The sequence below is a fragment of the Kitasatospora mediocidica KCTC 9733 genome (assembly GCF_000744225.1).
Taxonomy (GTDB): Bacteria; Actinomycetota; Actinomycetes; order Streptomycetales; family Streptomycetaceae; genus Kitasatospora; species Kitasatospora mediocidica.
The window spans coordinates 393,660-416,061 of sequence record NZ_JQLN01000004.1 but is presented as its reverse complement, the minus strand read 5'-3'; the positions used below and the strand labels follow the sequence as shown (position 1 = coordinate 416,061).

Here is a 22,402-nt window from a genome sequence, read left to right as displayed (position 1 = left end):
GCGAGGGACCGGTGAACGCACTACTCCTGCTGAACGGCCCGAACCTGGGCATCCTGGGTCGGCGCCAACCCGAGGTGTACGGCCACGAGACCCTCGCGGACGTCGAGAAAGCCGTCGCCGCCGAGGTCGCCGACCGCGGTTGGGAGGTCATCTCCGTCCAGGACGAGTCCGAGGGCGATCTCATCCGGGCGATCCAGGCCAATTACGGGACGGTGGGCGCGATCGTCAACCCGGGGGCCCTGATGGTCGCCGGCTGGAGCCTGCGGGACGCCATGGCGAATTACCCCCGGCCCTGGGTCGAGGTGCACATATCGAATGTCTGGGCCCGGGAGGCATTTCGACACGAATCAGTCCTGGCGCCGCTGGCCGGCGGCATTGTGGTGGGATTCGGAACCCTCGGCTACCGGCTTGCCGCGCGAGCCCTGCTGGAGATGGTGACCGAGTGATTTCCACACATTCGGTCATGGCCGCACCGAGCCCGACCACGGCCGCCTCGGCGCCTCCTGACGACCTGGGCGAGGAGACGGTGGCGCGGAAGGCTCCTGGTACTCCTGGTACCCGTGGTCGGGTGGCGGAGTTGCACGAGCTGCGTGAGCAGGTGCGGCGCGGCCCGAGCGACAAGGCCACCGAGGCGCAGCACGCCAAGGGCAAGTTGACGGCGCGTGAGCGGATCGACCTGCTGTTGGACGCGGGGTCGTTCCATGAGGTGGAGCCGTTGCGGCGGCACCGTGCGTCGGGTTTCGGGCTGGAGGGGAAGAAGCCGCATACCGATGGTGTGATCGTGGGTTGGGGCACGGTGAACGGCCGGACGGTGTTCACCTACGCGCATGATTTCCGGATCTTCGGTGGGGCGCTGGGTGAGGCGCATGCGCAGAAGATCCACAAGATCATGGACATGGCGATCGCGGCGGGTGCGCCGCTGGTGTCGCTGAACGACGGTGCCGGGGCCCGGATCCAGGAGGGCGTCACGGCGCTGGCCGGTTACGGCGGTATCTTCCAGCGCAACACCCGAGCGTCGGGGGTGATCCCGCAGATCTCGGTGATGCTGGGCCCGTGCGCGGGCGGCGCGGCCTACAGTCCGGCGTTGACGGACTTCGTGTTCATGGTCCGTGAGACGTCGCAGATGTTCATCACCGGCCCGGACGTGGTGCAGGCCGTCACCGGGGAGAAGATCAGCCAGAACGGTCTGGGCGGCGCGGACGTGCACTCGGCGGTGTCGGGGGTGTCGCACTTCGCGTACGACGACGAGCAGTCGTGCATCGAGGAGGTGCGGTTCCTGCTGTCGATGCTGCCGCAGAACAACCGCGAGATGCCGCCGGCCACGCCCGCCGAGGACCCGGTGGAGCGGCGCTGCGAGGCGCTGCTGGACCTGGTGCCCGCCGACGGCAACCGGCCCTACGACATGCGCAAGGTGTTGGAGGAGATCGTCGACCACGGCGAGTACCTGGAGGTCCACGAGCGCTGGGCCACCAACGTCATCGTCGCGCTGGCCCGCATCGACGGCCACGTGGTGGGGCTGATCGCCAACCAGCCGCAGTCCCTGGCGGGCGTCCTGGACATCAATGCGTCGGAAAAGGCCGCCCGCTTCGTGCAGATGTGCGACGCCTTCAACATCCCGCTGGTCACCCTGCTGGACGTGCCCGGCTTCCTGCCCGGCGTCGACCAGGAGCACGAGGGCATCATCCGCCACGGCGCCAAGCTCCTCTACGCCTACTGCAACGCCACCGTCCCGCGGATCCAGCTGATCCTGCGCAAGGCCTACGGCGGCGCGTACATCGTGATGGACTCGCGCTCGATCGGCGCGGACCTGTCCTACGCGTGGCCGACCAACGAGATCGCCGTGATGGGTGCCGAGGGCGCCGCCAACGTGATCTTCCGGCGCGACATCAACGCCGCCGAGGACCCCGAGGCGATGCGCGCCCAGAAGATCAAGGAATACAAGAACGAACTCATGCACCCGTACTACGCGGCCGAACGCGGCCTCGTCGACGACGTCATCGACCCCGCCGAGACCCGCACCGTCCTGGCCGCCGCCCTCGCCATGCTCCGCACCAAGCACGCCGACCTGCCCTCCCGCAAGCACGGCAACCCACCCCTGTGAGCTCTCGGATGGATGACCTGACCGTGCGGGTCCTCCGGGGTCGGCCGACCCCGGAGGAACTCGCCGCCGTGGCCGTGGTGCTGCGTGTCCTCGCCGCGAGGCGCAGCGTTCCGACGGCCCCCCACCGCCGCGTCGTCGCCCGCCCCCGCTGGCGGCGGGCGGCACTGCGGACCGCCGACACGGCCGCACAGAGCTGGCAGACCGCCGGCCGGTGATTCAACAATCGTGCGTGAACCGGCGGCGTTGGCGGACCTCCGCCGCCCGGCCGCGTGAGGGGCGCCGAGCGGCGGGGCCAGGGCCGTGGCCAAGGCCGACACGGTCCGCAACGGCGACACCCGCCTGCTCCGTGGGGTCGAGGCCGTCGTGGACAAGGACCGCAGGGCCGATGCGGCCACCGGCCGCGGCAACGTGCTGTACCACCGATACGACGGCCACTACGGCCTCATCACTCCCGCATCATAGGGGCGGCGCGGGTGCGGCCCGGCTGCTGTGGGGCATGACCAGGCACCGCAGAACCGGGGACGGCGTGGGGCCGTCCCCGGTTCGCGCTGTCCGGAAGCAGGAAGGGATCCGGATGGCCTCGTTGCTGTTGAGTTGACACCGGCCGGCACGTGGGGATGCCGGGTGTCGGAGCCGGGGGCCCGGACCCGAGACAGGCGCGAGCCCAGCGTGGTCGTGGAGCTTTCCAGGTCCAGTGATCACATGGGGGAGCTGTGCACGCGGTGCTGTCCTGCCTGCTGGACAGGTCCGTTCAGCTGTGGCGCAGGCACAGGGTGCCCCAGTGGAAGCCTGCGCCGATGGCGGACATGACGTAGGTGTCGCCTGGCTTGATCCGTCCGTGGGTGACGGCGTCGTGGAGTGCGGTGAACATTCCGGCCGCGCCGGTATTGCCGAGCTTGTCGAGGGTGATGGGGGCGCGTTCGGAGGGGACGTCGAGGGTTTTCAGGGTTTCGCCCAGGATGTTGATGTTGGCCTGGTGCAGGAAGTAGTGGTCGATGGCGGCGGGGTCCAGGCCGGCGCGTCGGGCTGCGAGGGTGATGCTCTGGGGCAGCCTGGTGGTGGCGGTCTCCCAGACGGCCCGTCCGTCCATGGCCAGGTAGTGGCCGCCGTCGGTGAGGGTGTCGGCGGTGGTCGGCAGTCGGGAGCCGCCGGCCGGGATCTGTACTTGGTAGGAGAGTTGCGAGCCCAGGTCGTAGGCGAGCAGGCCGGCGCCGTGGGTGTCGTTCTTGGCCAGGACGGCCGCGGCTGCGGCGTCGCCGAAGAAGACTCCGGTGGTGCGGTCGCCCGGGGCGGTGACGCGGGAGGCGCAGTCGGCGGCGAGGACCAGGACGTTGCTGATGGAGGGGTTCTGGAGCAGGTGGGCGGCCAGCAGCACGGCGTGGACCCCGGAGGCGCAGGCGGCCTGGGTCACGTCCAGGGCCAGGGCGCGGGTGGCGCCGAGTGCGTCTTTGACGATCAGGGAGGTGGAGGGCAGGGGTTGGTCGTAGGTATAGGTGGCGACGATGACGGCGTCCAGGTCCGTTGCGGCCAGCCCGGCGGCTTGCAGGGCCGGCCGGGCGGCGGCCAGGCACATGTCGGAGGTGGCCAGTTCCGGTGCCAGGCGCCGTCGTTCGCGGATGCCGGTGCGGGCGACGATCCATTCGTCGGTGGTGTCGAGGGTGCGGGTGAGGTCGTGGTTGGTCACGATGGTCGGCGGTAGGTGCAGGCCGGTTCCGGTGACGGCGAACGGGACGGGCAGGCCGGCGCCGGTGTGGGTGTCGGTGGCCAGCTCGGGGGCGAGGGTCATGCGACGGTGCTCCGGTCGGCTCGGGTGAGGAGTTCGAGGTCGGTGTAGAAGCGGCCGGAGGGGCGGGGCTGGCCGAGCAGGATGCGGCGGGCCGCCTCTGCGGTCAGAGCTCCGCCCAGGGCGACGCCGGAGGCCAGTTGTGGCCAGCTGCTGAGGGTCTTGCCGATCTGCGGGATGGAGGCGGCGAGTTCGGGGCTGATGCGCTCGCGGTCGACCATGGTGAGGATCAGGTCGACGATCTGGTCGAAGGTCAGGTCGAGCAGGTCGGCGGAGGTGGTCTCGCCCAGGATGCCGTGCAGCAGGGGCCGTTCGGGTTCGAGGTCGAAGCGTTCCACGTCCAGCAGGCCTCGGTCGTTGGCATCCATGACCACCGGGATGCCGAGCCGGCGGGCGTGCTCACGAGCGGCGATCTTGACGTAGGGGGTGTCGCATTCCTCGACGAGCAGGTCGATCGGACCATGACCGCCGCTGAAGAATTCGGGCATGTTCTCGTCGGTCAGACCGGCCGGGTAGATCTCGATGTCCAGCCAGGGATCGATCTCCAGCATCTGACGGGCGGAGATGACGCACTTGTTGAGGCCCATGTGGTGGACTCCGGCGCGCAGCCGGTTCAGGTTGGACAGGCTCAGGTCGTCGAAGTCGGCGAGCTTGAACGCGCCGCCGATTCCCTCCATCGCGAAGGTGAGCGCGGCGCTGCTGCCGACCGACAGTCCGATCACGCCCACCCGGCGGGCCATCAGTTCCCGCTGCTGCGGACGTTCGATCCGACCCCGGTTGCGGTCGGTACGCACCAGCCTGAACTCCTCGCGCGGCAGCAGGTGCACCAGCCGACCCGACCACGGATACCACGCCCAGACCCCGTAGGAGGCCGGGTCGACTCCCGCCAACTGCTCCCCGACGGCCCTCTCCAGCTCCGCCCCGGCCAGCTTCCGCCCGGGTTCACGGCTCCTGACCAGCTCCCGCAGCTGCTCCTCGATCGTGTCGCAGACCTCGCGGACCTGGCCCGAGGCCAGCAGCGCGTCCAGCTCCCCGCGGTCCTCGGCACGCTGGGGCTCGAACAGGACGGGCCGCCAGACCTCGGCGTCCATGCGGCGATCGGCGCCGGGGGCGGGGATCGTGACGGCGGACGATCCGGCCCTGCCGTGGGCGCGGGGCAGGTCGCCCAGGGCCCGCTCCGGCGTCACCGTGATCGTGGAGAAGACCGGTTCCAGCTGCTCGACCAGGGCGGTGTACTCCCCCGCGCCGCGGGCGGCCCGGTAGAGCATGAGGACCACGTCCTCGGTGTACCGCTCCACGTACCGGCGCGTGCCGGGCACCGGGCGGAAGCCGAACCGTTCGTGGAACAGGTCCTGCCCGTCCGCCGTGCCGGAGGTCCCGATCATGGCCTTGGCCCCCAGGCAGCGGGCCGCGGCGATGGCCATCGCGTTCAGATGCACACCCAGGCCCAGCTTGCGGGCCCGGTGCTCGACGACGAGTCGACTGTGCTCAAACGTTTCTGCGGTTCCCAGCCCTTCCTCGGTCAGCAAGTCCTCGAAGGGCCCTTCCCCAAGGAAGGCGCGGGACTGGAACAGCCGCCCCGTCTGCGGGGTCGACAGCCGCACATACCCGACGGGCGGGCCGTCGGCCTCGCGTCGGCCCACGAAGTGCCAGGCCCCGAAGTCCAGTTCCTGATCATCGACGTAGTCCTCACCATCGCGGAAGTCGGGCCGGCGGCCCCCGTCGAACAGGATCCGTGCACGTAACTCGCGGATCCGGGTGACCAGTTCCGCAGCCCCCGGCGCTTCGGCCGGCAGCTGGAACGCGGACACCTGCCACGGCACGCCAAAACCCACACCATCAGTACTCACAGCGGACAGCTCCTTTTCTTCGGGCGCGTACGTCACACGACATGGCGGCATGACGCCTGCGCACTCGTTGATCAACGAGCGCGCAGGCGAAGCGTTTCTTCGGGCCGCTCCAGCAGCACAGGACTGCAAGGGAACGGCGACAGGGATGCGATGACGCGAAGGGGTGGTCGTCGCGTTACGCGAGTCCTCCCACCGATGACGATAGCTATGGCATGTCCACAGCGAATGTCTCTGGATCTTCGTCGGCCAATCGGCAGGGGCGGGCTGGAATCCCGCCCCGTGCACGACGCGCAGCACCGCCCCGCGCCGGGCCGCCTGGCGGAAGGCGAAGTCGATGGCCTCCGCTGCCGGTTCGTGGGTGTCGACACCCAGGACCACCTGTGGTCCGTCGGGGCCGGAGCCGCACCGGGCTCCGGCCGACCCGTCAGGCGAAGACGGTTCGCAGGGCCTGGAGGACCGTGGCGGGTTCGGTCAGGGCGTGGTGGACCGGGGGAACGCGGAGGTCGAGGCCGAGGAGCTGGTAGACGGCGTGCATGGCGCCGCGCACGGAGTACTCGACGGTGAAGATCGCCGCACCAGGGGGCACCTCCCGGCCGAAGGCTGGGGGACCGCTCCTTGCCGGGCAAAGGTTGCCTGACGCGGCACTAGACGCTTGCCGCCGGGAGGTGCTTCTCGAACTGGGTGCGGTGCAGTTCGGCGTACCGCCCGTCCGCGGCGAGCAGTTCCTCGTGCGTGCCTCGCTCCACGATCTGTCCGGCTTCGACGACGAGGATCAGGTCGGCGGCCCGCACCGTGGACAGCCGGTGGGCGATGACGACGGCGGTTCGCCCCTCCAGGGCCTCCGCGAGGGCCTCCTGGACGGCCGCTTCCGAGGTGTTGTCCAGGTGGGCCGTGGCCTCGTCGAGGATGACGACGCGCTGCCGGGCCAGCAGCAGCCGGGCGATGGTCATGCGCTGTCGCTCGCCGCCGGAGAGCCGGTAGCCGCGCTCGCCGACCACGGTGTCGAGGCCGTCAGGCAGGGAGTGCACGAGGTCTTCGAGGCGGGCCCGGCGCAGCACCTCCCACAGCTCGTCCTCGGCCGCCCCGGGCCGGGCGAGCAGCAGGTTCTCGCGCACCGAGTCGTGGAAGAGGTGCCCGTCCTGGGTGACCATGCCCAGAGTCGCCCGCATCGAGCCGGCGCTCAGCTCGCGCACGTCGATGCCGCCGATCCGGACGGCTCCCGCGTCGGTGTCGTACAGCCGCGGCAGCAGCTGCGCGATGGTGGACTTCCCGGCGCCGGACGAGCCGACCAGGGCGACGGTCTGGCCGGGTTCGGCGCGGAAGCTGATGCCGTGCAGCACCTCGGCGCCACCGCGGGTGTCCAGTGCGGCGACCTCCTCCAGCGAGGCCAGGGAGACCTTGTCGGCGGACGGGTAGCCGAAGCGGACGTCCTCGAACTCCACCGCGACCGGCCCCTCCGGCACGGTGCGGGCGTCCGGCTGCTCCTCGATCAGCGGCTTGAGGTCGAGCACCTCGAAGACCCGCTCGAAGCTGACGAGGGCGCTCATGACCTCGACGCGGGCCCCTGCGAGCGAGGTGAGCGGCGCGTACAGGCGGGTCAACAGCAGTGCCAGGGACACCACGGCGCCCGGCTGCAGGCTGCCGCTCAGCGCGAACCAGCCGCCGAGCCCGTAGACGAGCGCGAGCGCCAGGGCGGAGACCAGCGTCAGGGCGGTGATGAATGCCGACTGTGCCATCGCCGTGCGCACCCCGATGTCCCGCACCCGCCGGGCCCGCGCCGCGAACTCGGTGGACTCGTCCTCGGGCCGCCCGAAGAGCTTGACCAAGGTGGCGCCCGGCGCCGAGAACCGCTCGGTCATCCGGGTGCCCATCGAGGCGTTCAGGTCGGCGGCCTCGCGCTGGAGCTTCGCCATCCGGCTGCCCGTCCGCCGCGCGGGGATCACGAACAGCGGCAGCAGCACCAGCGCGAGCAGCGTGATCTGCCAGGACAGGGTGAGCATCACGACGAGGGTGAGCATCAGCGTCACCAGGTTGCTGACGACTCCGGAGAGGGTGTTGCTGAAGGCGCGTTGTGCTCCGATCACGTCGTTGTTGAGGCGGCTGACGAGCGCGCCGGTCCGCGTACGCGTGAAGAACGCGACCGGCATGCGCTGCACATGGTCGAACACGGCCGTCCGCAGGTCCAGGATGAGCCCTTCGCCGAGCGTCGACGACAGCCAGCGGCCCAGGATCCCGAACGCGGCCTCGGCGAGCGCGATGAGGGCGATGAGCAGGGCGAGGCGTACCACGGTACTCCGGTCGCCGTGGGACACGATGGCGTCTACGACGCGCCCCGCGAGCACCGGCGTGGCGACGGCGAGCAGCGCTGTGCCCACGCTGAGCGCCACGAAGTGCCAGATGCGGCGGCGGTGCGGCCGGGCGAAGGCGCCGATGCGCCGCAGCGTCGTGCGGGCGAACGGGCGGCGCTCCTGCTGGGCGTTCATGACGCTGTGCAGCTGCATCCAGGCTGTGCTCTCCATGCTCATGGGAGAGACGGTATGGCCTCAGGCTTTCCTGAGGTCAGGGGGGGGCTCGGCCTGGCCCGTCCGGGCCGAGTGCCTGTGGGCGACGACGTGGCCGGGCGTTGGTGAGGTGCCGTCAGCCGGTTGGGGAGACAGTGGCCGCCGTCTCAGGTGCTCGGGTGGGGTGTGGCGGCGGGACCAGAAGGGGTGGGTGGGCCAGCGGGGCTCGGCGGTGTAGGTGGTTGCGGTGGTAGGCGGCGAGGAGGGTTGCAGGGTGGTGCGGTAGGAGGGGAGGGCGGTGGGGTCTCCGGTGAGGTGGGCGTGGAGGGCGAGGGCTCCGGTCAGGCCGGTGTGGAGGGCGGTGAGGATGCCTTGGGAGGAGATGGGGTCGAAGGCGGTGGCGGCGTCGCCGACGGCGAGCCAGCCGTCGCCGGTCGGGGAGAGCTTCAGGTGCTGCAGCGGGGTGCGCGGCGGGATGGCCATCCCGTCCCCGTACAGCCGGAAGCGCGCGGCCTCGCGCTTGATCGCGCCGGAGGCGTCCTTGTAGAAGCCCGGCGCCGCCGGGTGGGGATCGGGGACCTCGGGCCCGAGGTAGTACTCCTCCGGCGAGTTCCCCACGCGGGCGACCCCGATGGCGTGGTGGATGACGGCGCGGACGACTTCGTCGAGCATGGGCGGTGCCTCCAACGTCTGCGAACGTTCGGGGAGAAGGGTTGTTCGCAGACGGAAGGTTAGGTGCGGCGGTGTGGGGCCGAACGGGGTGACACGGAGTAAGTCTCGAACGAGTAAAGGGAGTTGTCGCGCGGGGGCGGGCGAATAAATGACGTTCACAGGATTGACGGTCTCCTGACAGGTCTGCTTTCCTCGGAGTACCGCGCGGCTCCCTGCTCGGTGCCAAGCTCACCACCTGTACCCCACAAGGCAGTTGGTGAGGCCAGGTGCAACGACTCGCACCACCGACCGGGCCTTCGGCGCTTCTTCACCGCTCTCGTACCACCTGCTCGACCGCTCCGCCTACCCGAGCGGCGCGGCCCCATCGAGAGAGGAACTCCCCCACCATGGGTCACTCCATGCTCCGTCGTACCTCCCGTGCCACGCTCACCGGTGCCGCTGCCCTCGCCCTGGCGGCTGGCGCGGCGCTGGCCGTCGTGCCCCAGGCCTCGGCGCTGGCCCCCGCGAGTGCCGATTCGGCCGCGGTGCGGCACGGCGTCATGACGACGGTCCAGCAGGCCGCCCAGAACCGCGCCCACCGGGCGGCGACCAGTGCGAACACCCTTAGCTACGGCGGTGGCACCGGCGGCGTCGGCGTCAACGACGGGCACTCCAAGGTGTACCTGGTCTTCTACGGCAACCAGTGGGGCACCCAGAGCACCGACAGCCACGGCAACGCCACCTTCTCGAAGGACCCCTCGCACGTCGCCTCGCCCACCCAGCAGATGTTCAAGGGCATCGGCACCGGCAGTGAGAAGTGGTCCGCCGACCTGACCCAGTGGTGCGACGGTGCCGTGGCGGCGGGTGCGACCAGCTGTCCGTCCAACGGCAGCTTCGTGCCCTACCAGACCGGTGGCGTGCTCTCCGGTGTCTGGTACGACAACTCGGCGGCCTCGCCGAGCGCCGCGACCGGCCACCAGCTCGGGCAGGAGGCGGTCAAGGCGGCCGCGCACTTCGGCAACACCACCGCCGCCTCCAACCGGCACACGTACTACGTGATCCTCTCCCCGCACGGCGCCAACCCGGACAGCTACTTCAACAACTACTGTGCCTGGCACGACTATACGGGCGACAGCACGCTGACCGGCGGCGCGGTGACCTCGCCCTACGGCCAGCTGGCCTTCAGCAACCAGCCCTACAACACCGACATGGGCGCCAGCTGTGGCGTTGGCTTCGTCAACTCGCCTGGCACGTTGGACGGTTGGACAATGACCCTGGGTCACGAGTGGCACGAGATGATGTCGGACCAGTTCCCGGCGGGCGGCTGGACCAACGCAAGCTCCGGCGAGGAGAACTCGGACGAGTGCGCCTGGATCGCCAAGGGCCAGCCGGGCGGTGCGGCGAACGTGACCATGGGCACCGCCGGCACCTTCGCCGAGCAGGCCAGCTGGTCGAACGACACCAACTCCTGCGCGATCACCCACGCGATCCTGCACTGACCTGACACACGAGTCCCGCCGACGACAGGCCGTCGGCGGGACTCGTGCGCGCTGAGGGTGGGATGAACCCCGCAGATGCCGGTCGTGGATGCCGGGCCAACCGGAGTGACCCGAGGGAGTGGCGAGTCGGTCTCCTGACGGGCCGTCTCCTGGTCGGCGAGGACGCGCAGGCAGCACCTGGCCGGCACCTGGACCGCCCGGAACCGGTCCCGCGGGGTGCCGCTGGCCGGGGCCGAGGCGCCACTTGGACTCGGTGGATTCGCGCAGGCCCTCGGCGAGTGCGATCAGTTCTTTCGTGCCGTCGACGCGGACGCCGAGCAGGACCAGCACGCACGAGTGCGCCTGCCCGAGCCGAACCGTGGGGTGCACGCCGTCGGCTCACACGTAGACGAAGTCCCGGTCGGACAGGTCCCGGGCCTGAAAGGCGGCGCGGTCGTCGCCCCACTGCTTCGTCAGCCGGGTCACAGTGGCCGGCGACAGCCCGGCGGCCGAGCCGAGGAACTGCTCCAGCGCGGGCACGAAGTCCCCGGAGGACAGGCCGTGCAGGTAGAGCAGCGGCAGCACCTCCGAGACCCTCGGCGACTTGTGACACCACGGCGGCAGGATCTTCGAAGAGAAACACTGGCGCTCGCCGGTTGCCTCCTCGATGCGGTGGTCGTTCACCCGCGGTGCGCTGACCTCGACGGGTCCGGCGGCAGTGACGACGGTCCGGGACCGATGGTGGCCGTTGCGGACCACCAGGCGCCGACCATGCTCGTCGGATTCGGCCGCCAACTCGGCTATGTACTGGTTGACTTCCGCTTCCAAAGCGGCAGCAAGCCTTCGGCGGGCGCCCTCGCGGACGATCTCGTCGATCAGGAGCCGGACTGGGTGGAGCCGCCGTCGGTGACTACGCCGAGCATGGGCGTGCCTTCCCGATCCGCACTGCAACGCGGGCCTACTCGGTGACCATCAAGGGATCATTCGGGAAGGTACGCCCTCCGAATGCCCTCCCGGAACCGATCCACAAGTCCTGAGCGCAGGCGGCAGGTCGGCGTAGTCGGGCCGGTTGAGCAGGGCCAGGACCTCGGCGCGCTCGGCCGGCGTCAGCGCCGAAGGCGGCGCGGGGCGCGGGGCCCGCTTCCTGGGGGCGGGCGGATGGAGTCTTCGGTAGTGCGTGGCCCGCGAGCGCCCGGACAGCCGGCAAGCGGCCGTGGTGCTCAACTCGCGCTCCAAGCCGGGGAACAGCTCATCGACGACCTGCTCGACGTCGCGCTTCAGTCCGCGCTCTCGGAGAGCATTTCCAAGAGCGCATGTGCTTTTCCCAGCAGTTCCAGAGCCGCGTCCTTCTGCGCGCCCTCCTTCTCCAGCCGGGCGACCTTCTTGCGCAGCCGCTCGAGCTCGGCCTGCTCGGCGGCCTTCTTCGGCCGGGCCCGCGAGGTGCGTTTGTCGACCAAGGTGGCCATCGCGCCCGCGTCCCGGGCGGCCCGCCAATCGACAATGTGCGAGTGGCAGAGCCGCTCGCGGCGCAGGATCGCGCCCTTCTCCCCGTTCGGGGCCGCGTCGTACTCGGCGACGATCCGCAGCTTGTACTCCGCCGGGAACGTCCGCCGCTTCGGGCGCGGTGCCGGGTCCTGCTCGGGGTGGGTGGTGCTGGCCATGCCGGTGATACTCCTGTCTCGCCGATCCACTAACCCGACATACCGGGCGTCTCAGCCGAGACTGTCAGAGAGGGTCTTCCGGGAGTTCGCGAAGCTGTGGACCCGGCTCATGGCCGGTTTGCACCGTTCGACTTGTACGTTCCTACAGGAGTTGCGCCAGTGCTCCCGGGTCTGTCTGTGTGGATCTTCAACGTTCGCGTGTGAACTGGCTTTCGACCCGGGTATCGGCAAGTATTGACGGTTGGGTGCGGGGCGCCCGAGTGCGCCCCGCGGCCGAGCCGCATTCGCACCCGAGGTGTACCTTCTCCCAGCCAGAGAGCCTTTTCATGCGCTTCCTGAACGACCTCAAGCCCGCGTACGACCTCACGTACGACGACGTCTTCATGGTCCCCAGCCGCTCCGCAGTGGGCTCCCGGCAGGGCGTCGACCTTTCCTCCAACGACGGCACCGGGACCACCATCCCGCTGGTGGTCGCGAACATGACCGCGATCGCCGGCCGCCGGATGGCCGAGACGGTGGCCCGCCGCGGCGGGCTCGTCGCCATCCCGCAGGACATCCCGACCGAGGTCATCGCCGAGGTCATCGGCTGGGTGAAGCAGCGCCACCTGGTGTTCGACACCCCCGTCACGCTCGCCCCTGGCGCCACCGTCGCCGACGCGCTGGCGCTGCTGCCCAAGCGCGCGCACGGTGTGCTGGTCGTCGTCGAGGGTGGCCGGCCGGTCGGCGTGGTGGCCGAGTCCGACTGCCACGGGGTGGACCGCTTCACCAGCGTCTCCCAGGTGATGTCCCGTGACCTGCTGCTGCTGGACGAGGGCATCGACCCGCGCGCGGCGTTCGAGCGCCTCAACGAGGGCCACCGCAAGGTCGCGCCGGTGGTGGACGCGGACGGCAAGCTGGTCGGCATCCTGACCCGCAAGGGCGCGCTGCGCGCCACCCTGTACACCCCGGCCGTCGACGACGCCGGCAAGCTGCGGATCGCCGCCACCGTCGGCATCAACGGCGACGTGGCCGGCAAGGCCAAGGCGCTGATCGAGGCCGGTGCGGACGTGCTGGTGGTGGACACCGCACACGGTCACCAGGAGTCGATGATCAGCGCGCTGCGCGCGGTTCGTGGCCTCGACCCGCAGATCCCGATCGTGGCCGGCAACGTGGTCTCCGCCGTGGGTGTGCGCGATCTGGTGGAGGCCGGCGCGGACATCCTCAAGGTCGGTGTCGGCCCGGGCGCGATGTGCACCACCCGGATGATGACCGGCGTCGGCCGGCCGCAGTTCTCCGCCGTGCTGGAGTGTGCGGACGAGGCCCGTCGGCTCGGCAAGCACGTCTGGGCGGACGGCGGCGTGCGCCACCCGCGCGACGTCGCGATGGCGCTGGCCGCCGGCGCGTCCAACGTGATGATCGGCTCCTGGTTCGCCGGGACGTACGAGTCCCCGGGCGACCTGCAGACCGCTCCGGACGGGCGTCAGTACAAGGAGAGCTTCGGCATGGCGTCCGCTCGCGCGGTGCGCAACCGGACCGCCGAGGAGTCCGGCTACGACCGGGCCCGCAAGGCGCTCTTCGAGGAGGGCATCTCCACCTCGCGGATGTTCGTCGACCCGGCCCGCCCGGGCGTCGAGGACCTGATCGACTCGGTGATCGCCGGCGTGCGCAGCTCCTGCACCTATGCCGGTGCCAACAGCCTGGAGGAGTTCCGCGAGAAGGCGATCGTGGGCGTCCAGAGCGCGGCCGGCTACGCCGAGGGCAAGCCGCTGCACTCCAGCTGGGCCTGACCCTCGCGCCACAGTGCCCCCCGGCCGCATCGACGCGGCCGGGGGGCACTGTGCTGCGCGGGTCAGCCGGTGAAGCCGGCCCACATCTTGGAGAACTCGTACGGCGTCTGGGTGATGTTGGTGCACTTGAAGAGGGCGCCGGTGCAGGCGTTGGCGTCCCGGGTGAGCTCCCAGAAGGCCAGCTCGCCCAGGTGGTTCTGCTGGGCGAAGGTGAGCAGCTGCTGGGCGTCGGCGAGGCCGAACACCTCGTCCGCGTTGTCGTTCTGACCCAGCATCGGGGTGACGCCGACCATCGCCCAGGTCTGCGCGGTGGTCAGGGCCGGCCAGACCTGCGCGATCTGCGCGCGGGTGGACTGCGCGGACTGGATCGCGTAAGCGCCCATCTTGCCGGACGGGTTGGGCGCCTCGGTGTCGCCGAAGTCCATCGCCATCACGTTGACCACGTCGACGGCGACGCCCGCGGCCTTGGCCGACTGCAGGACGTAGACGCCGTCGGCGGTCAGGCCGCTGGGCAGCACCGGGAGGGTCAGGCTGACCTTGAGGTCGCGGCCCTTGGCCCGCTGGGCGGCCTGGACGGCGGCGATCGCGGCCGAGCGGCGGTCGATCGAGGCGTGGTCGGAGACCGCGGAGCCCTCGATGTCGAAGTCGATCCGGTCCAGCCCGTAGGCGTCGACGACCTTCTGGTACTGCGCCGTCAGGCTCGCGACGTCGGTGCAGGACTGGGCCAGCTCGGTGCCGGCCTCGCCGCCGAAGGACGGGCGGACGTCGCCGCCGGCCGCGCGGACCGCGTCGAAGTCGGCCTTGTCCCAGCCGGTTCCCGGGTCGTAGGCGTTGAACCAGCTCGCGGTGCAGGCCGCGGTGCCGTTCACGATGAAGCCGAGCGAGAGCTGCTTGAGCCCGGTGGTGGCGATGATCTGCGCCAGGTTGGGCGTCGGGTAGGCGCCCAGGTCGACGAAGGGCGCGGCCACCCCGGCGGCGGTGCCACTGCCCGCGACACCGGTCACCGTGGCGGACTTCGCCGACTCGTTGCCCGCCGCGTCGTAGGCGGTCACCGCGAAGGTGTGGCTGCTGCCGGCCAGCAGGCCGGTGAGGGTGGTCGAGGCGCCGGTCGTGGTGGTCGCCACCACGCCGGTGCCCTCGTAGATCCGGTAGCCGGCCACCGCGACGTTGTCGGTGGAGGGCGTCCAGGCCAGCGAGATGCTGTCCGGCCCGGTGGCGGAGACCTTGACGCCGGCGGGGACCGAGGGCGGCGTGTTGTCGGCCGGGGCGCCGGCGCAGGGAGCGTTGTTGATGGCGCAGTTGGCGGGCAGCACCTGGGTGCCGGTGGCCGAGATGTCCATCCCGACGACCGGGGCGCTGGCGCCGGGCGCGAGTGGTGAGGCCCAGCTCGGCGAGGTCACCGTGTAGTGGGTGCCACTCTGGGTGAGGGTGCCGTTCCAGGCGCTGGTGGCGCTCTCCCCGGCGGGCAGGTCGAACGAGAGCGACCACGAGGACACCGTGGTGTTGGTGTTGTTGGTGATCGTGTAGTCCGCCTCGAACCCGCTGCTCCAGCTCTGCGGCTCGGTGAGGGTGGCGATCAGGCCGGACATGCCGCCGGCGGCCTGCGCGGTGGCGGGCAGCGTGAGCGGTAGGGCTGCGCAGGCCAACAGGGCGGTGGCCGTGGTGACGGTGGCCATGGTGACGGTGGGCAGGGTGACACGCCTCATGGGCGGGTCCTCCTTGGCGAAGGGCAGCGCAGGCACGCCGCCGGACAGTGTGGGGGAGTGCCGCGGCTCCCTTACAGTGGTACAGACCAATAGGGCGCGTCAATACAGCCGGGGTCGCGGGATTCGCCGCGTTCCCGGCTGCGGTGAGGGTCCGTCAGGCTCCCAGTGGGGTGAGCAGCGCCCGGCTGACCATGCCGACCGAGTCGTCGAGCGCGCTGACCAGGGCGGCGGACGCGAGCGGGGCGTCGCGCAGACCGTGCAGCACCAGCACGGTGGCCCAGGCGGCGTCCCTGGCCCGGTCGATGCTCCAGACGCCCAGCACGTGCAGCAGCGGTTCGGCCGCCCGCGTGGACTCGGGTTCGGGCAGCAGCTCCTCGCGGACCTGGGCCTCCACCTGGGCGAGCAGGTCGTTGATCCGGTGGTAGTCCGCCTCGAAGGTGAGGGGGTCGCGGCCGAGCAGCTGGGCGGTGTCCAGGACCGCGAGCGGCAGGTCGTGCTCGATGTGCGCGTTCATGCCGGCCAGGGCGAACTGCAGCGGGTGGATGCCGGGGTGGCGGCGCAGCTCGAAGAGCGGGCGCCAGCAGGGGCGCGGGCGGCGTCCGGCGGCGTCGGTGTCGACGGCGGCCAGGTAGCGGCCGGCGAAGACCACGTCGAGGGCGCTCATCGCGTCGGGGTCGGCGAAGTAGGCGGCCGCGAGCCGGTCGTGCACCAGTTGGGTGACGGTCAGGTACATCCGGTGGAAGACCCCGACGCCGTCGCCCGGTGGGAATGTGGGGGCCAGGGTCTGCAATCGTGCGATGACCTGATCGACCGTCGGGACGCCTGCCACCGGTGCATCCGTCATCGTGCCACCTCGCCTGGAAGGGGGTCTCACGATGCCAAACCGCGCGCCTGCGCGGAACCCGCCGGGCGGGCGATTTCTGCGACTGTCCCACGATCGGTCTATCGTCGGAGTATGGGAGAGCGACAGGTCGCGCCCAACGCGCCGCAGCTGGTCCTGGAGACGGCGGACGACTCGAAGGTGCTGAGCCCGAGCCGTTCGTACCACGTCGGCCGCGACCCGGTCAGCGAGATCGTCCTCGCCGATCCCCGGGTCTCCTGGCACCACGCGCTGCTGCACGTCGAGCACGACCACTGGACCCTCGACGACATCGGCAGCACCAACGGCACCTTCGTGGACGGCCGTCGGATCGGCCACCTGGACGTCGGCCCGGGCTCGGTGATCCGCTTCGGAAGCCCCGGCGACGGCCCCAGGGTCGCGTTCAGCGGCGCCCCCGAGCCGGTCCGCGCCCGGCCCCGGCCGTCCGCGCTGACCTCGCTCACCGGTTCCTACCGCGCGCCGACCAACGTCCTGCCGCTGCCCGCCCGCACCGTGCGGATCGGCCGCGCGCCGGGCAACGACCTGGTCCTGGACGACCTCTCGGTGTCCCGTCTGCACGCCGAGCTGCGGGCCCGCCCGGACGGCCGCTACGAGATCGTCGACCTGGGCAGCCACAACGGCACCTACCTCAACGGCCAGCCGGTCCTCCAGGCGATCGTCGGCTCGCAGGACCTGGTCGGCATCGGGCACTCGATGCTCTGCCTGGTCGGCGGCGAGCTCCAGGAGTTCGTCGACGCCGGCGACGTCACACTCGACGTCGAGGGGCTGGTGGTGAGGGTCGACGACGGGCGGGTGCTGCTCGACCGGATCAGCTTCCCGGTCGGCGAGAAGTGCCTGCTCGCGGTGGCCGGTCCCAGCGGCTCCGGCAAGTCCACCCTGCTCAACGCGCTGACCGGCCTGCGTCCGGCGGACGAGGGCACCGTGCGCTACGACGGCCGCGACCTCTACCGCGACTACGCCGAACTGCGCCGCAGGATCGGCCTGGTGCCGCAGGACGACATCCTGCACACCCAGCTCACCGTGCGCCGCGCACTGGGCTACGCCGCCGAACTGCGCTTCCCCGGCGACACCGCCGAGTCCGAGCGGGAGGCCCGGATCACCGAGGTGATCTCCGAACTCGGCCTGGAGAAGCGCGCCGACCTGGTCATCTCCAGCCTCTCCGGCGGCCAGCGCAAGCGGGTCAGCGTGGCCCTGGAACTCCTCACCAAGCCCTCCCTGCTCTTCCTGGACGAACCGACCTCGGGGCTGGACCCCGGCATGGACCGCTCGGTGATGCACATGCTGCGCGCCCTGGCCGACGACGGCCGCACCGTCGTCGTGGTCACCCACAGCGTGCTCAGCCTGGACGTCTGCGACCGGCTGCTGCTGCTCGCGCCCGGTGGACGGATCGCCTACTACGGCCCGCCCGGCGACGCGCTGGCGTACTTCGGCTACACCCAGTGGCCCGAGGCGTTCGAGGCCTTCGAGACCGAGGAGGACCGGGACTGGGCCGGCCAGTTCCGCTCCTCGGCGCCCTACCGCCGGTACATCGCGCCGATGGCCGAGCCGCGGCCGCCGGCCCCGACCGCCGACCGGCCGGCCCCGCCGCCGCCCACCCCCCAGCGCTGGCACTCCCAGGTGGGCACCCTGGTCCGCCGCTACGCGACCGCGCTGGTCGCCGACCGGACCTTCCTGGCGATCATGGTCGCGCTGCCCTTCGTGATGGGGGCGATGGCGCACGCCCTGGCCGGCAGCAAGCTCACCAGCACCACCGCACTCAACGCCCTGCTGATCCTCTGCGTCGGCGGCGTGCTCACCGGCGCGGCCAACGCGGTCCGCGAGCTGGTCAAGGAACGCGTCATCTACCAGCGCGAACGGGCCGTCGGCCTGTCCAGATCCGCCTACCTCTGCTCCAAGGTGGTGGTGCTGGGAACGGTGACGGTGGTGCAGGCGGTCGTCCTCACCATGGTCGGCCTCGGCGGCGTGCAGCTGCGACCACAGGGTGGCAGCGGGGTCTTCCTGCCGCCGTTGCTGGAGATCACCCTCGCCGTCGCGCTGCTCTCCTTCACCGCGATGATGCTCGGCCTCTTCATCTCCGCGCTGGTGAAGAAGGAGGAGGTCACCATGCCGCTGCTGGTGCTGCTGGCGATCGTCCAGGTGGTCTTCTGCGGCGCGCTGCTCCCGCTCAGCGGTGTCCCGGTCCTCAACCAGCTCTCCTGGCTGGTCCCCTCACGCTGGGCGTTGGGCGCGATGGCGTCCACCATCGACCTGCACGCCATCGTCCCCGGGAGCCTGACCGCCGACCCGCTCTTCCGGCACTCCGCCGGAGTCTGGCTGCTCGACATGGGCATGCTGGTGGTTCTCTCGGCCGTGCTCGCCGTGCTGGTCGCCCGCCTGCTGCGCCGGCACGAGCCGGCCGTCATGAGGCGATGAGGGCGATGACGGCGACGACCGGGGCCGGTCCGCGATGAGCGAGGTCAGGGACGGGGGCGCCGGCTTCGTGGCGACCCACGTGGTCCCGCCGGACGGTCTGCCGACCTGGGCCGAGCCGGACCCGGGGCACCCCACGGCACGGCTGGACGCGCTGCTGCCCGTCCAGCTGGCCAAGCTGCGCGGGGACTGGGCGCAGGTGCGCTGCTCCAACGGCTGGACGGCCTGGCTGGACGGCCGGTTGCTGGTCCCGCTGCCGCACAGTCCGGAGGCGGCCGCCCGCCCGCTGGACGTCGTGGAGGATCCGCGCCCGCTGCTGATCAGGCTGGAGCGCGCCCTGGCCGACTACCGCAGGCTGGTCGAGGACCTCGCCACCGGGCGCTGCGACCTGGAGGCCTTCCGGCGGCGCAGCGGGGGCGTCCGGCTGGGCGCGGTGGTCGACGGCCCCGCCGCCTGGCTGCTCGATCTCGACCGCGGCACCTGGTACTACTGCGACGGCACCGGGCTGCGGACGTACGCCACGGTCCAGCCGCCGCCGGACGGCGACCAGGCGGACAGCCGATGACCACCGTCCCGTCGGACCTGCTCGGCCGCACCATCGCCGGCTACCGCCTGGACCGCGAGATCGGCCGCGGCGGCATGGCGGTGGTCTACCAGGCCGAGGACCTGCGGCTGGGCCGGCAGGTGGCGGTCAAGGTGCTCGCCCCCGAGCTGGCCCGCAACGAGGTGTTCCGCAAGCGGTTCGCGCACGAGTCGCGGATCGCGGCCTCGATCGACCACCCCCACATCGTCCCGGTCTTCGAGGCCGGCGAGGCACAGGGCGTGCTCTTCATCGCGATGCGCTACGTGCACGGCCGCGACCTGCGCGCGCTGCTCGACCGGGAGGGCCCGCTCGGCGTGCGCCAGACGGCGCGGATCGCCGGTCAGGTGGCCTCCGCGCTGGACGCCGCGCACGACCACGACCTGGTCCACCGCGACGTCAAGCCCGGCAACATCCTGGTCGCCGAGGGCACCGACAGCGACCATCCGGAGCACGTCTACCTGACCGACTTCGGCCTGACCAAGAAGTCCCTCTCGCTGACCGGCTTCACCACGGTGGGCCAGTTCGTCGGCACGCTCGACTACGTCGCCCCCGAGCAGATCGCCGGCAAGCCGGTCGACGGCCGCTGCGACGTCTACAGCCTGGGTTGCGTGGTGCACGAGGCGCTGACCGGGCATCCGCCGTTCGAGCGCGACGACGACATGGCGCTGCTCTGGGCCCACCTGCACGACCCGCCCTCGACGCTCGGGCTCGCCCCGGGGGTGGCGGGCGTGCTGGCCCGGGCGCTGGCCAAGGCGCCGGAGGAGCGGTACGACACCTGTGTGGCCTTCACGAGCGCGCTGCGCGCCCAGGCGGGCGGACCGGTGCCGGTCGCGGTGCCGGATCCCACCCAGGTGGTGACCCGGCCTCCGGAGCCCTGGCCGGCCCCGCCCGCCTGGGCCGCCCCGGTGTTCGGCGTGCCTACCGACGACGACGGCCCCGGACGGTGAGCGCTCCGACGAATCCGGCCAGGGCGCCCCAGACCCCGCCCGCGGCCACCGTCACCAGCAGGTCGCAGTGCAGCGCCACGGCGGCGGCGGGTCCCGTCAGGTCGCCGACCCCCAGGAACGACAGCCCGTAGTTCGCCGCGATCCTGGTCAGCAACCCCACCACCAGCAGCGCCGCGCCGAGCGCGACCGCCATCCGCACGGCGTGCTGCCAGGGCGAGACCCCGCCGCCCGGCACGGCCGTCGCGGCGGTCTGCCGGGCGCTCAGGACACCCGCGCCGAGCACCACGACCGCGGCCAGCGGCAGCAGCAGCCAGGCCCGGCCGTCCTGCTGCGCGAGCGAACTCAGGTCCAGCACGGCCTCCTTGTCGCCGCCGACGCCCAGCACCGAGGCCAGCGGCTCGGGGACGGGCAGCCCGATGCTGCCGCCGGTCACCCGTCCGTGCCAGGAGCCGCCGAGGCCGACACCGAGCGCGATCCACACCAGGTTGGGCAGGCCGAGCAGGACCAGCGCCAGGGTGTCCCGGGCGTCCGTGCCGCGGATCACCACGACGAACGCGGCGACCAACCCGAGCAGCACGTACGCCAGCAGGACCAGCAGCACCCCGTGCGCCGCCGGGCGCACCCACAGCTGGCGGCGCAGCAGGGCCGAGGGCAGCGGCGCCCGGCGGGCGACCACGAAGGCGAGGAGCAGCACCACGACCAGCCAGAGCAGCCCGTAACCGAGCGCGGCCGCCCAGGCGGCGTGGAACCCGACGGTGGGGGTGATGCCGAGCGCCCCGCCGATCAGGTCGGCCTCCGGGCTGCCGGTGGAGATGCTGAAACTGTGCCGGGCCAGCCGGGTGAGCAGCAGCAGGGCGGCCGCCCAGAAGAGTGCCGTCCGCAGCGCCCGGGCCGCCAGCTCGCCCGGCGTCAGCACGGCCCGCAGCCGCAGCGGCCACAGGAACACCCACCCCAGCACCAGCGCGCCGACCAGCGTCACCGAGAGCGGCACCACGTCGATGGACGCGCTCGCCTGGGCCAGGAAACCGGCGTCGCCGTCCAGCTGGAGCGGGATGCCCTGCGCGCTCAGCACGGTCGCGGCCACCACCGGCAGGAACGAACCGGACGGCAGCCCGGTCGCCCCGGCCGACCAGAGGCCGAGCGCGGCGACGGCGGCCATCACCACGAGGGTGGCGACGGCGGTGGCGAGGGCTTCCAGCCAGCCGGCCGGCGGGCGGTGCGGGTGGGCGGCGTCGGGGGGACCGTCACTCGGACGCACGCTGTCTCCTGCTCGGGCGGGGGCGGGTGGGGCCGGGGCTGCCGGCAGGTCCAGCTTCCGTCGGCGCGGCGGGATCGGCGCGGGGGACGGGCGCGCAGTGGCCCGATGGGGTGTCGCAGTGGCCGCTCGCGGAGCCGGCTGCGGGTGGGCGGCGGGCCCGGCTGCGGTTGCGAGGCGGCACGGGCAGGCGCAGAGAATGGGCCGTGAGCTCCGAAACGCCGTCAGGTCAGCCGTCCGGTGGGTCTCCCGAGGAACCGTCGGGTTCGTCGGGGGCGTCCGGCCCGCCGCCGTCCGGTCCGCCCTCGGGCCCGACGTCCGGGCCCTCCTCGACTCCGCCGCCGTCCGGGCAGGTGCCCGGTCCGCCGTCGGGGCCGCAGTCCGGCCCACAGCCCGGTACGCCGCCGCAGCCGCCCGGGCCGCCCGGGCCGCCGTCCTCGGGTGGTCCGCCCTCGGGCGCGCGGCCGGACGGCTCCGGGGAGGCGACGTCCCTGGGGTCGGCGCCGCCGCCCGTCGGGCCGCCGCCGCGCACGCTGGTCAGCGCGTCCGGTGGCGGTGGGGGTGGTGGCCCCCGGCGGCCGTGGTGGCGCAGCCGGCGTGGTCTGGTGGTCGCCGCGGGTGTCGTCGTGCTCGCCGCCGGGGTGGGCATCGCGCTGGCCGAGCGCCAGCCGAAGAGCAGCAGCCAGGTCACCTCCGCGGCGCCGCAGGTCGCGCTGCAGGCGGCCACCGTTCCCGGCCCCGACCCGTTCACCCCCTCGGTCGCCGTCGCCGTCGCGAAGTCGTCGGGCCCGGCCACGGGTTCACCGCCCGCGGCGGCCGTCTCGGTCCTGC

Annotated in this window: 19 protein-coding genes and 1 pseudogene; 9 read left to right on the top strand and 11 right to left on the bottom strand. The window is 71.9% G+C overall.

The window, feature by feature from the left end:
- Nucleotides 1-11 precede the first annotated feature (11 nt).
- The 4 genes from BS80_RS09655 (at nucleotide 12) to BS80_RS40545 (ending at nucleotide 2,563) form a co-directional block, all read left to right on the top strand.
- On the top strand, nucleotides 12-446 hold the full coding sequence (locus tag BS80_RS09655; RefSeq protein WP_035795526.1) for a type II 3-dehydroquinate dehydratase: 435 nt from the start codon (nucleotides 12-14) through the stop codon (nucleotides 444-446).
- Nucleotides 447-463: 17 nt separating this feature from the next.
- Nucleotides 464-2,101, top strand: coding sequence for an acyl-CoA carboxylase subunit beta (locus BS80_RS09650; protein WP_232246422.1), 1,638 nt, complete (start codon nucleotides 464-466; stop codon nucleotides 2,099-2,101).
- 8 nt (nucleotides 2,102-2,109) lie between these two features.
- Entirely contained in the window at nucleotides 2,110-2,316 is a 207-nt protein-coding gene (locus BS80_RS09645) for an acyl-CoA carboxylase epsilon subunit (protein WP_035795524.1), read from the top strand.
- A gap of 85 nt (nucleotides 2,317-2,401) precedes the next feature.
- On the top strand, nucleotides 2,402-2,563 hold the full coding sequence (locus BS80_RS40545) for a hypothetical protein (protein WP_157536105.1): 162 nt from the start codon (nucleotides 2,402-2,404) through the stop codon (nucleotides 2,561-2,563).
- 289 nt (nucleotides 2,564-2,852) lie between these two features.
- On the opposite strand, the gene BS80_RS09640 is transcribed toward BS80_RS40545, so the two are convergent.
- The 5 genes from BS80_RS09640 to BS80_RS42615 form a co-directional block, all read right to left on the bottom strand.
- Complete coding sequence (locus BS80_RS09640) at nucleotides 2,853-3,887, bottom strand: 3-oxoacyl-ACP synthase III family protein (RefSeq protein WP_051966411.1); 1,035 nt, start codon at nucleotides 3,885-3,887, stop codon at nucleotides 2,853-2,855.
- The gene (locus BS80_RS09635) at nucleotides 3,884-5,734 is read right to left on the bottom strand and encodes a ThiF family adenylyltransferase (RefSeq protein WP_198045480.1); all 1,851 of its coding nucleotides are present in this window, start codon (nucleotides 5,732-5,734) and stop codon (nucleotides 3,884-3,886) included. Before BS80_RS09635 ends, BS80_RS09640 begins: the two co-directional genes overlap by 4 nt.
- 424 nt (nucleotides 5,735-6,158) lie before the next feature.
- Complete coding sequence (locus BS80_RS40540; protein ID WP_157536102.1) at nucleotides 6,159-6,320, bottom strand: hypothetical protein; 162 nt, start codon at nucleotides 6,318-6,320, stop codon at nucleotides 6,159-6,161.
- A 58-nt stretch (nucleotides 6,321-6,378) separates the two neighbouring features.
- On the bottom strand, nucleotides 6,379-8,253 hold the full coding sequence (locus tag BS80_RS09630) for an ABC transporter ATP-binding protein (protein ID WP_198045521.1): 1,875 nt from the start codon (nucleotides 8,251-8,253) through the stop codon (nucleotides 6,379-6,381).
- A 24-nt stretch (nucleotides 8,254-8,277) separates the two neighbouring features.
- Nucleotides 8,278-8,907 (bottom strand): LodA/GoxA family CTQ-dependent oxidase, encoded by a 630-nt coding sequence (locus BS80_RS42615; RefSeq protein WP_051966410.1) that lies wholly within the window; start codon nucleotides 8,905-8,907, stop codon nucleotides 8,278-8,280.
- Nucleotides 8,908-9,305: 398 nt separating this feature from the next.
- Here BS80_RS42615 and BS80_RS09620 point away from each other — a divergent pair, with 398 nt between their 5' ends.
- Nucleotides 9,306-10,385: a hypothetical protein gene (locus BS80_RS09620; protein WP_051966584.1), complete on the top strand. Its 1,080-nt coding sequence runs from the start codon at nucleotides 9,306-9,308 to the stop codon at nucleotides 10,383-10,385.
- A 246-nt stretch (nucleotides 10,386-10,631) separates the two neighbouring features.
- Here the strand turns inward: BS80_RS09620 and BS80_RS09615 are convergent.
- Nucleotides 10,632-11,243: pseudogene (locus BS80_RS09615) on the bottom strand (transposase); the annotation flags it as partial.
- 398 nt (nucleotides 11,244-11,641) lie between these two features.
- Nucleotides 11,642-12,025, bottom strand: coding sequence for a transposase (locus BS80_RS09610; RefSeq protein WP_035795515.1), 384 nt, complete (start codon nucleotides 12,023-12,025; stop codon nucleotides 11,642-11,644).
- A gap of 326 nt (nucleotides 12,026-12,351) precedes the next feature.
- Between BS80_RS09610 and BS80_RS09605 the strand changes: the two genes are divergently transcribed.
- Nucleotides 12,352-13,791, top strand: coding sequence for a GuaB1 family IMP dehydrogenase-related protein (locus tag BS80_RS09605; RefSeq protein ID WP_035795505.1), 1,440 nt, complete (start codon nucleotides 12,352-12,354; stop codon nucleotides 13,789-13,791).
- 62 nt (nucleotides 13,792-13,853) lie between these two features.
- Here the strand turns inward: BS80_RS09605 and BS80_RS09600 are convergent, their stop codons facing one another.
- Complete coding sequence (locus BS80_RS09600) at nucleotides 13,854-15,497, bottom strand: cellulose binding domain-containing protein (RefSeq protein ID WP_035795500.1); 1,644 nt, start codon at nucleotides 15,495-15,497, stop codon at nucleotides 13,854-13,856.
- Between the two features lie 154 nt (nucleotides 15,498-15,651).
- Nucleotides 15,652-16,341 carry a DUF5995 family protein gene (locus BS80_RS09595; RefSeq protein ID WP_035795499.1) on the bottom strand — a complete coding sequence of 230 codons (690 nt, stop codon included), beginning with the start codon at nucleotides 16,339-16,341 and terminating at the stop codon, nucleotides 15,652-15,654.
- Between the two features lie 111 nt (nucleotides 16,342-16,452).
- On the opposite strand from BS80_RS09595, the gene BS80_RS09590 reads away from it, so the two are divergent.
- Genes BS80_RS09590 through BS80_RS09580 form a run of 3 tightly spaced genes read left to right on the top strand, consistent with a single transcriptional unit; the run spans nucleotide 16,453 to nucleotide 20,316 of the window.
- Nucleotides 16,453-18,789, top strand: coding sequence for an FHA domain-containing protein (locus BS80_RS09590; protein ID WP_035795497.1), 2,337 nt, complete (start codon nucleotides 16,453-16,455; stop codon nucleotides 18,787-18,789).
- A 34-nt stretch (nucleotides 18,790-18,823) separates the two neighbouring features.
- Nucleotides 18,824-19,351 (top strand): SH3 domain-containing protein, encoded by a 528-nt coding sequence (locus BS80_RS09585; RefSeq protein ID WP_035795492.1) that lies wholly within the window; start codon nucleotides 18,824-18,826, stop codon nucleotides 19,349-19,351.
- The gene (locus BS80_RS09580; RefSeq protein WP_035795490.1) at nucleotides 19,348-20,316 is read left to right on the top strand and encodes a serine/threonine-protein kinase; all 969 of its coding nucleotides are present in this window, start codon (nucleotides 19,348-19,350) and stop codon (nucleotides 20,314-20,316) included. The genes BS80_RS09585 and BS80_RS09580 overlap by 4 nt, the downstream gene beginning before the upstream one ends.
- On the opposite strand, the gene BS80_RS09575 is transcribed toward BS80_RS09580, so the two are convergent.
- Nucleotides 20,288-21,574 (bottom strand): streptophobe family protein, encoded by a 1,287-nt coding sequence (locus BS80_RS09575; RefSeq protein ID WP_035795488.1) that lies wholly within the window; start codon nucleotides 21,572-21,574, stop codon nucleotides 20,288-20,290. The two genes, BS80_RS09580 and BS80_RS09575, sit on opposite strands and share 29 nt — an antisense overlap.
- Nucleotides 21,575-21,800: 226 nt before the next feature.
- Nucleotides 21,801-22,367 carry a hypothetical protein gene (locus BS80_RS41735; protein ID WP_051966409.1) on the bottom strand — a complete coding sequence of 189 codons (567 nt, stop codon included), beginning with the start codon at nucleotides 22,365-22,367 and terminating at the stop codon, nucleotides 21,801-21,803.
- Nucleotides 22,368-22,402: the final 35 nt, after the last annotated feature.

Coding starts and splice junctions, on each gene's coding strand:
- BS80_RS09650 (WP_232246422.1), top strand. CDS start 464: ATGGCCGCACCGAGCCCGACCACGGCCGCCTCGGCGCCTCCTGACGAC.
- BS80_RS09645 (WP_035795524.1), top strand. CDS start 2,110: ATGGATGACCTGACCGTGCGGGTCCTCCGGGGTCGGCCGACCCCGGAG.
- BS80_RS09640 (WP_051966411.1), bottom strand. CDS start 3,887: ATGACCCTCGCCCCCGAGCTGGCCACCGACACCCACACCGGCGCCGGC.
- BS80_RS09630 (WP_198045521.1), bottom strand. CDS start 8,253: ATGGAGAGCACAGCCTGGATGCAGCTGCACAGCGTCATGAACGCCCAG.
- BS80_RS42615 (WP_051966410.1), bottom strand. CDS start 8,907: ATGCTCGACGAAGTCGTCCGCGCCGTCATCCACCACGCCATCGGGGTC.
- BS80_RS09620 (WP_051966584.1), top strand. CDS start 9,306: ATGCTCCGTCGTACCTCCCGTGCCACGCTCACCGGTGCCGCTGCCCTC.
- BS80_RS09610 (WP_035795515.1), bottom strand. CDS start 12,025: ATGGCCAGCACCACCCACCCCGAGCAGGACCCGGCACCGCGCCCGAAG.
- BS80_RS09605 (WP_035795505.1), top strand. CDS start 12,352: ATGCGCTTCCTGAACGACCTCAAGCCCGCGTACGACCTCACGTACGAC.
- BS80_RS09600 (WP_035795500.1), bottom strand. CDS start 15,497: ATGAGGCGTGTCACCCTGCCCACCGTCACCATGGCCACCGTCACCACG.
- BS80_RS09595 (WP_035795499.1), bottom strand. CDS start 16,341: ATGACGGATGCACCGGTGGCAGGCGTCCCGACGGTCGATCAGGTCATC.
- BS80_RS09590 (WP_035795497.1), top strand. CDS start 16,453: ATGGGAGAGCGACAGGTCGCGCCCAACGCGCCGCAGCTGGTCCTGGAG.
- BS80_RS09585 (WP_035795492.1), top strand. CDS start 18,824: ATGAGCGAGGTCAGGGACGGGGGCGCCGGCTTCGTGGCGACCCACGTG.
- BS80_RS09580 (WP_035795490.1), top strand. CDS start 19,348: ATGACCACCGTCCCGTCGGACCTGCTCGGCCGCACCATCGCCGGCTAC.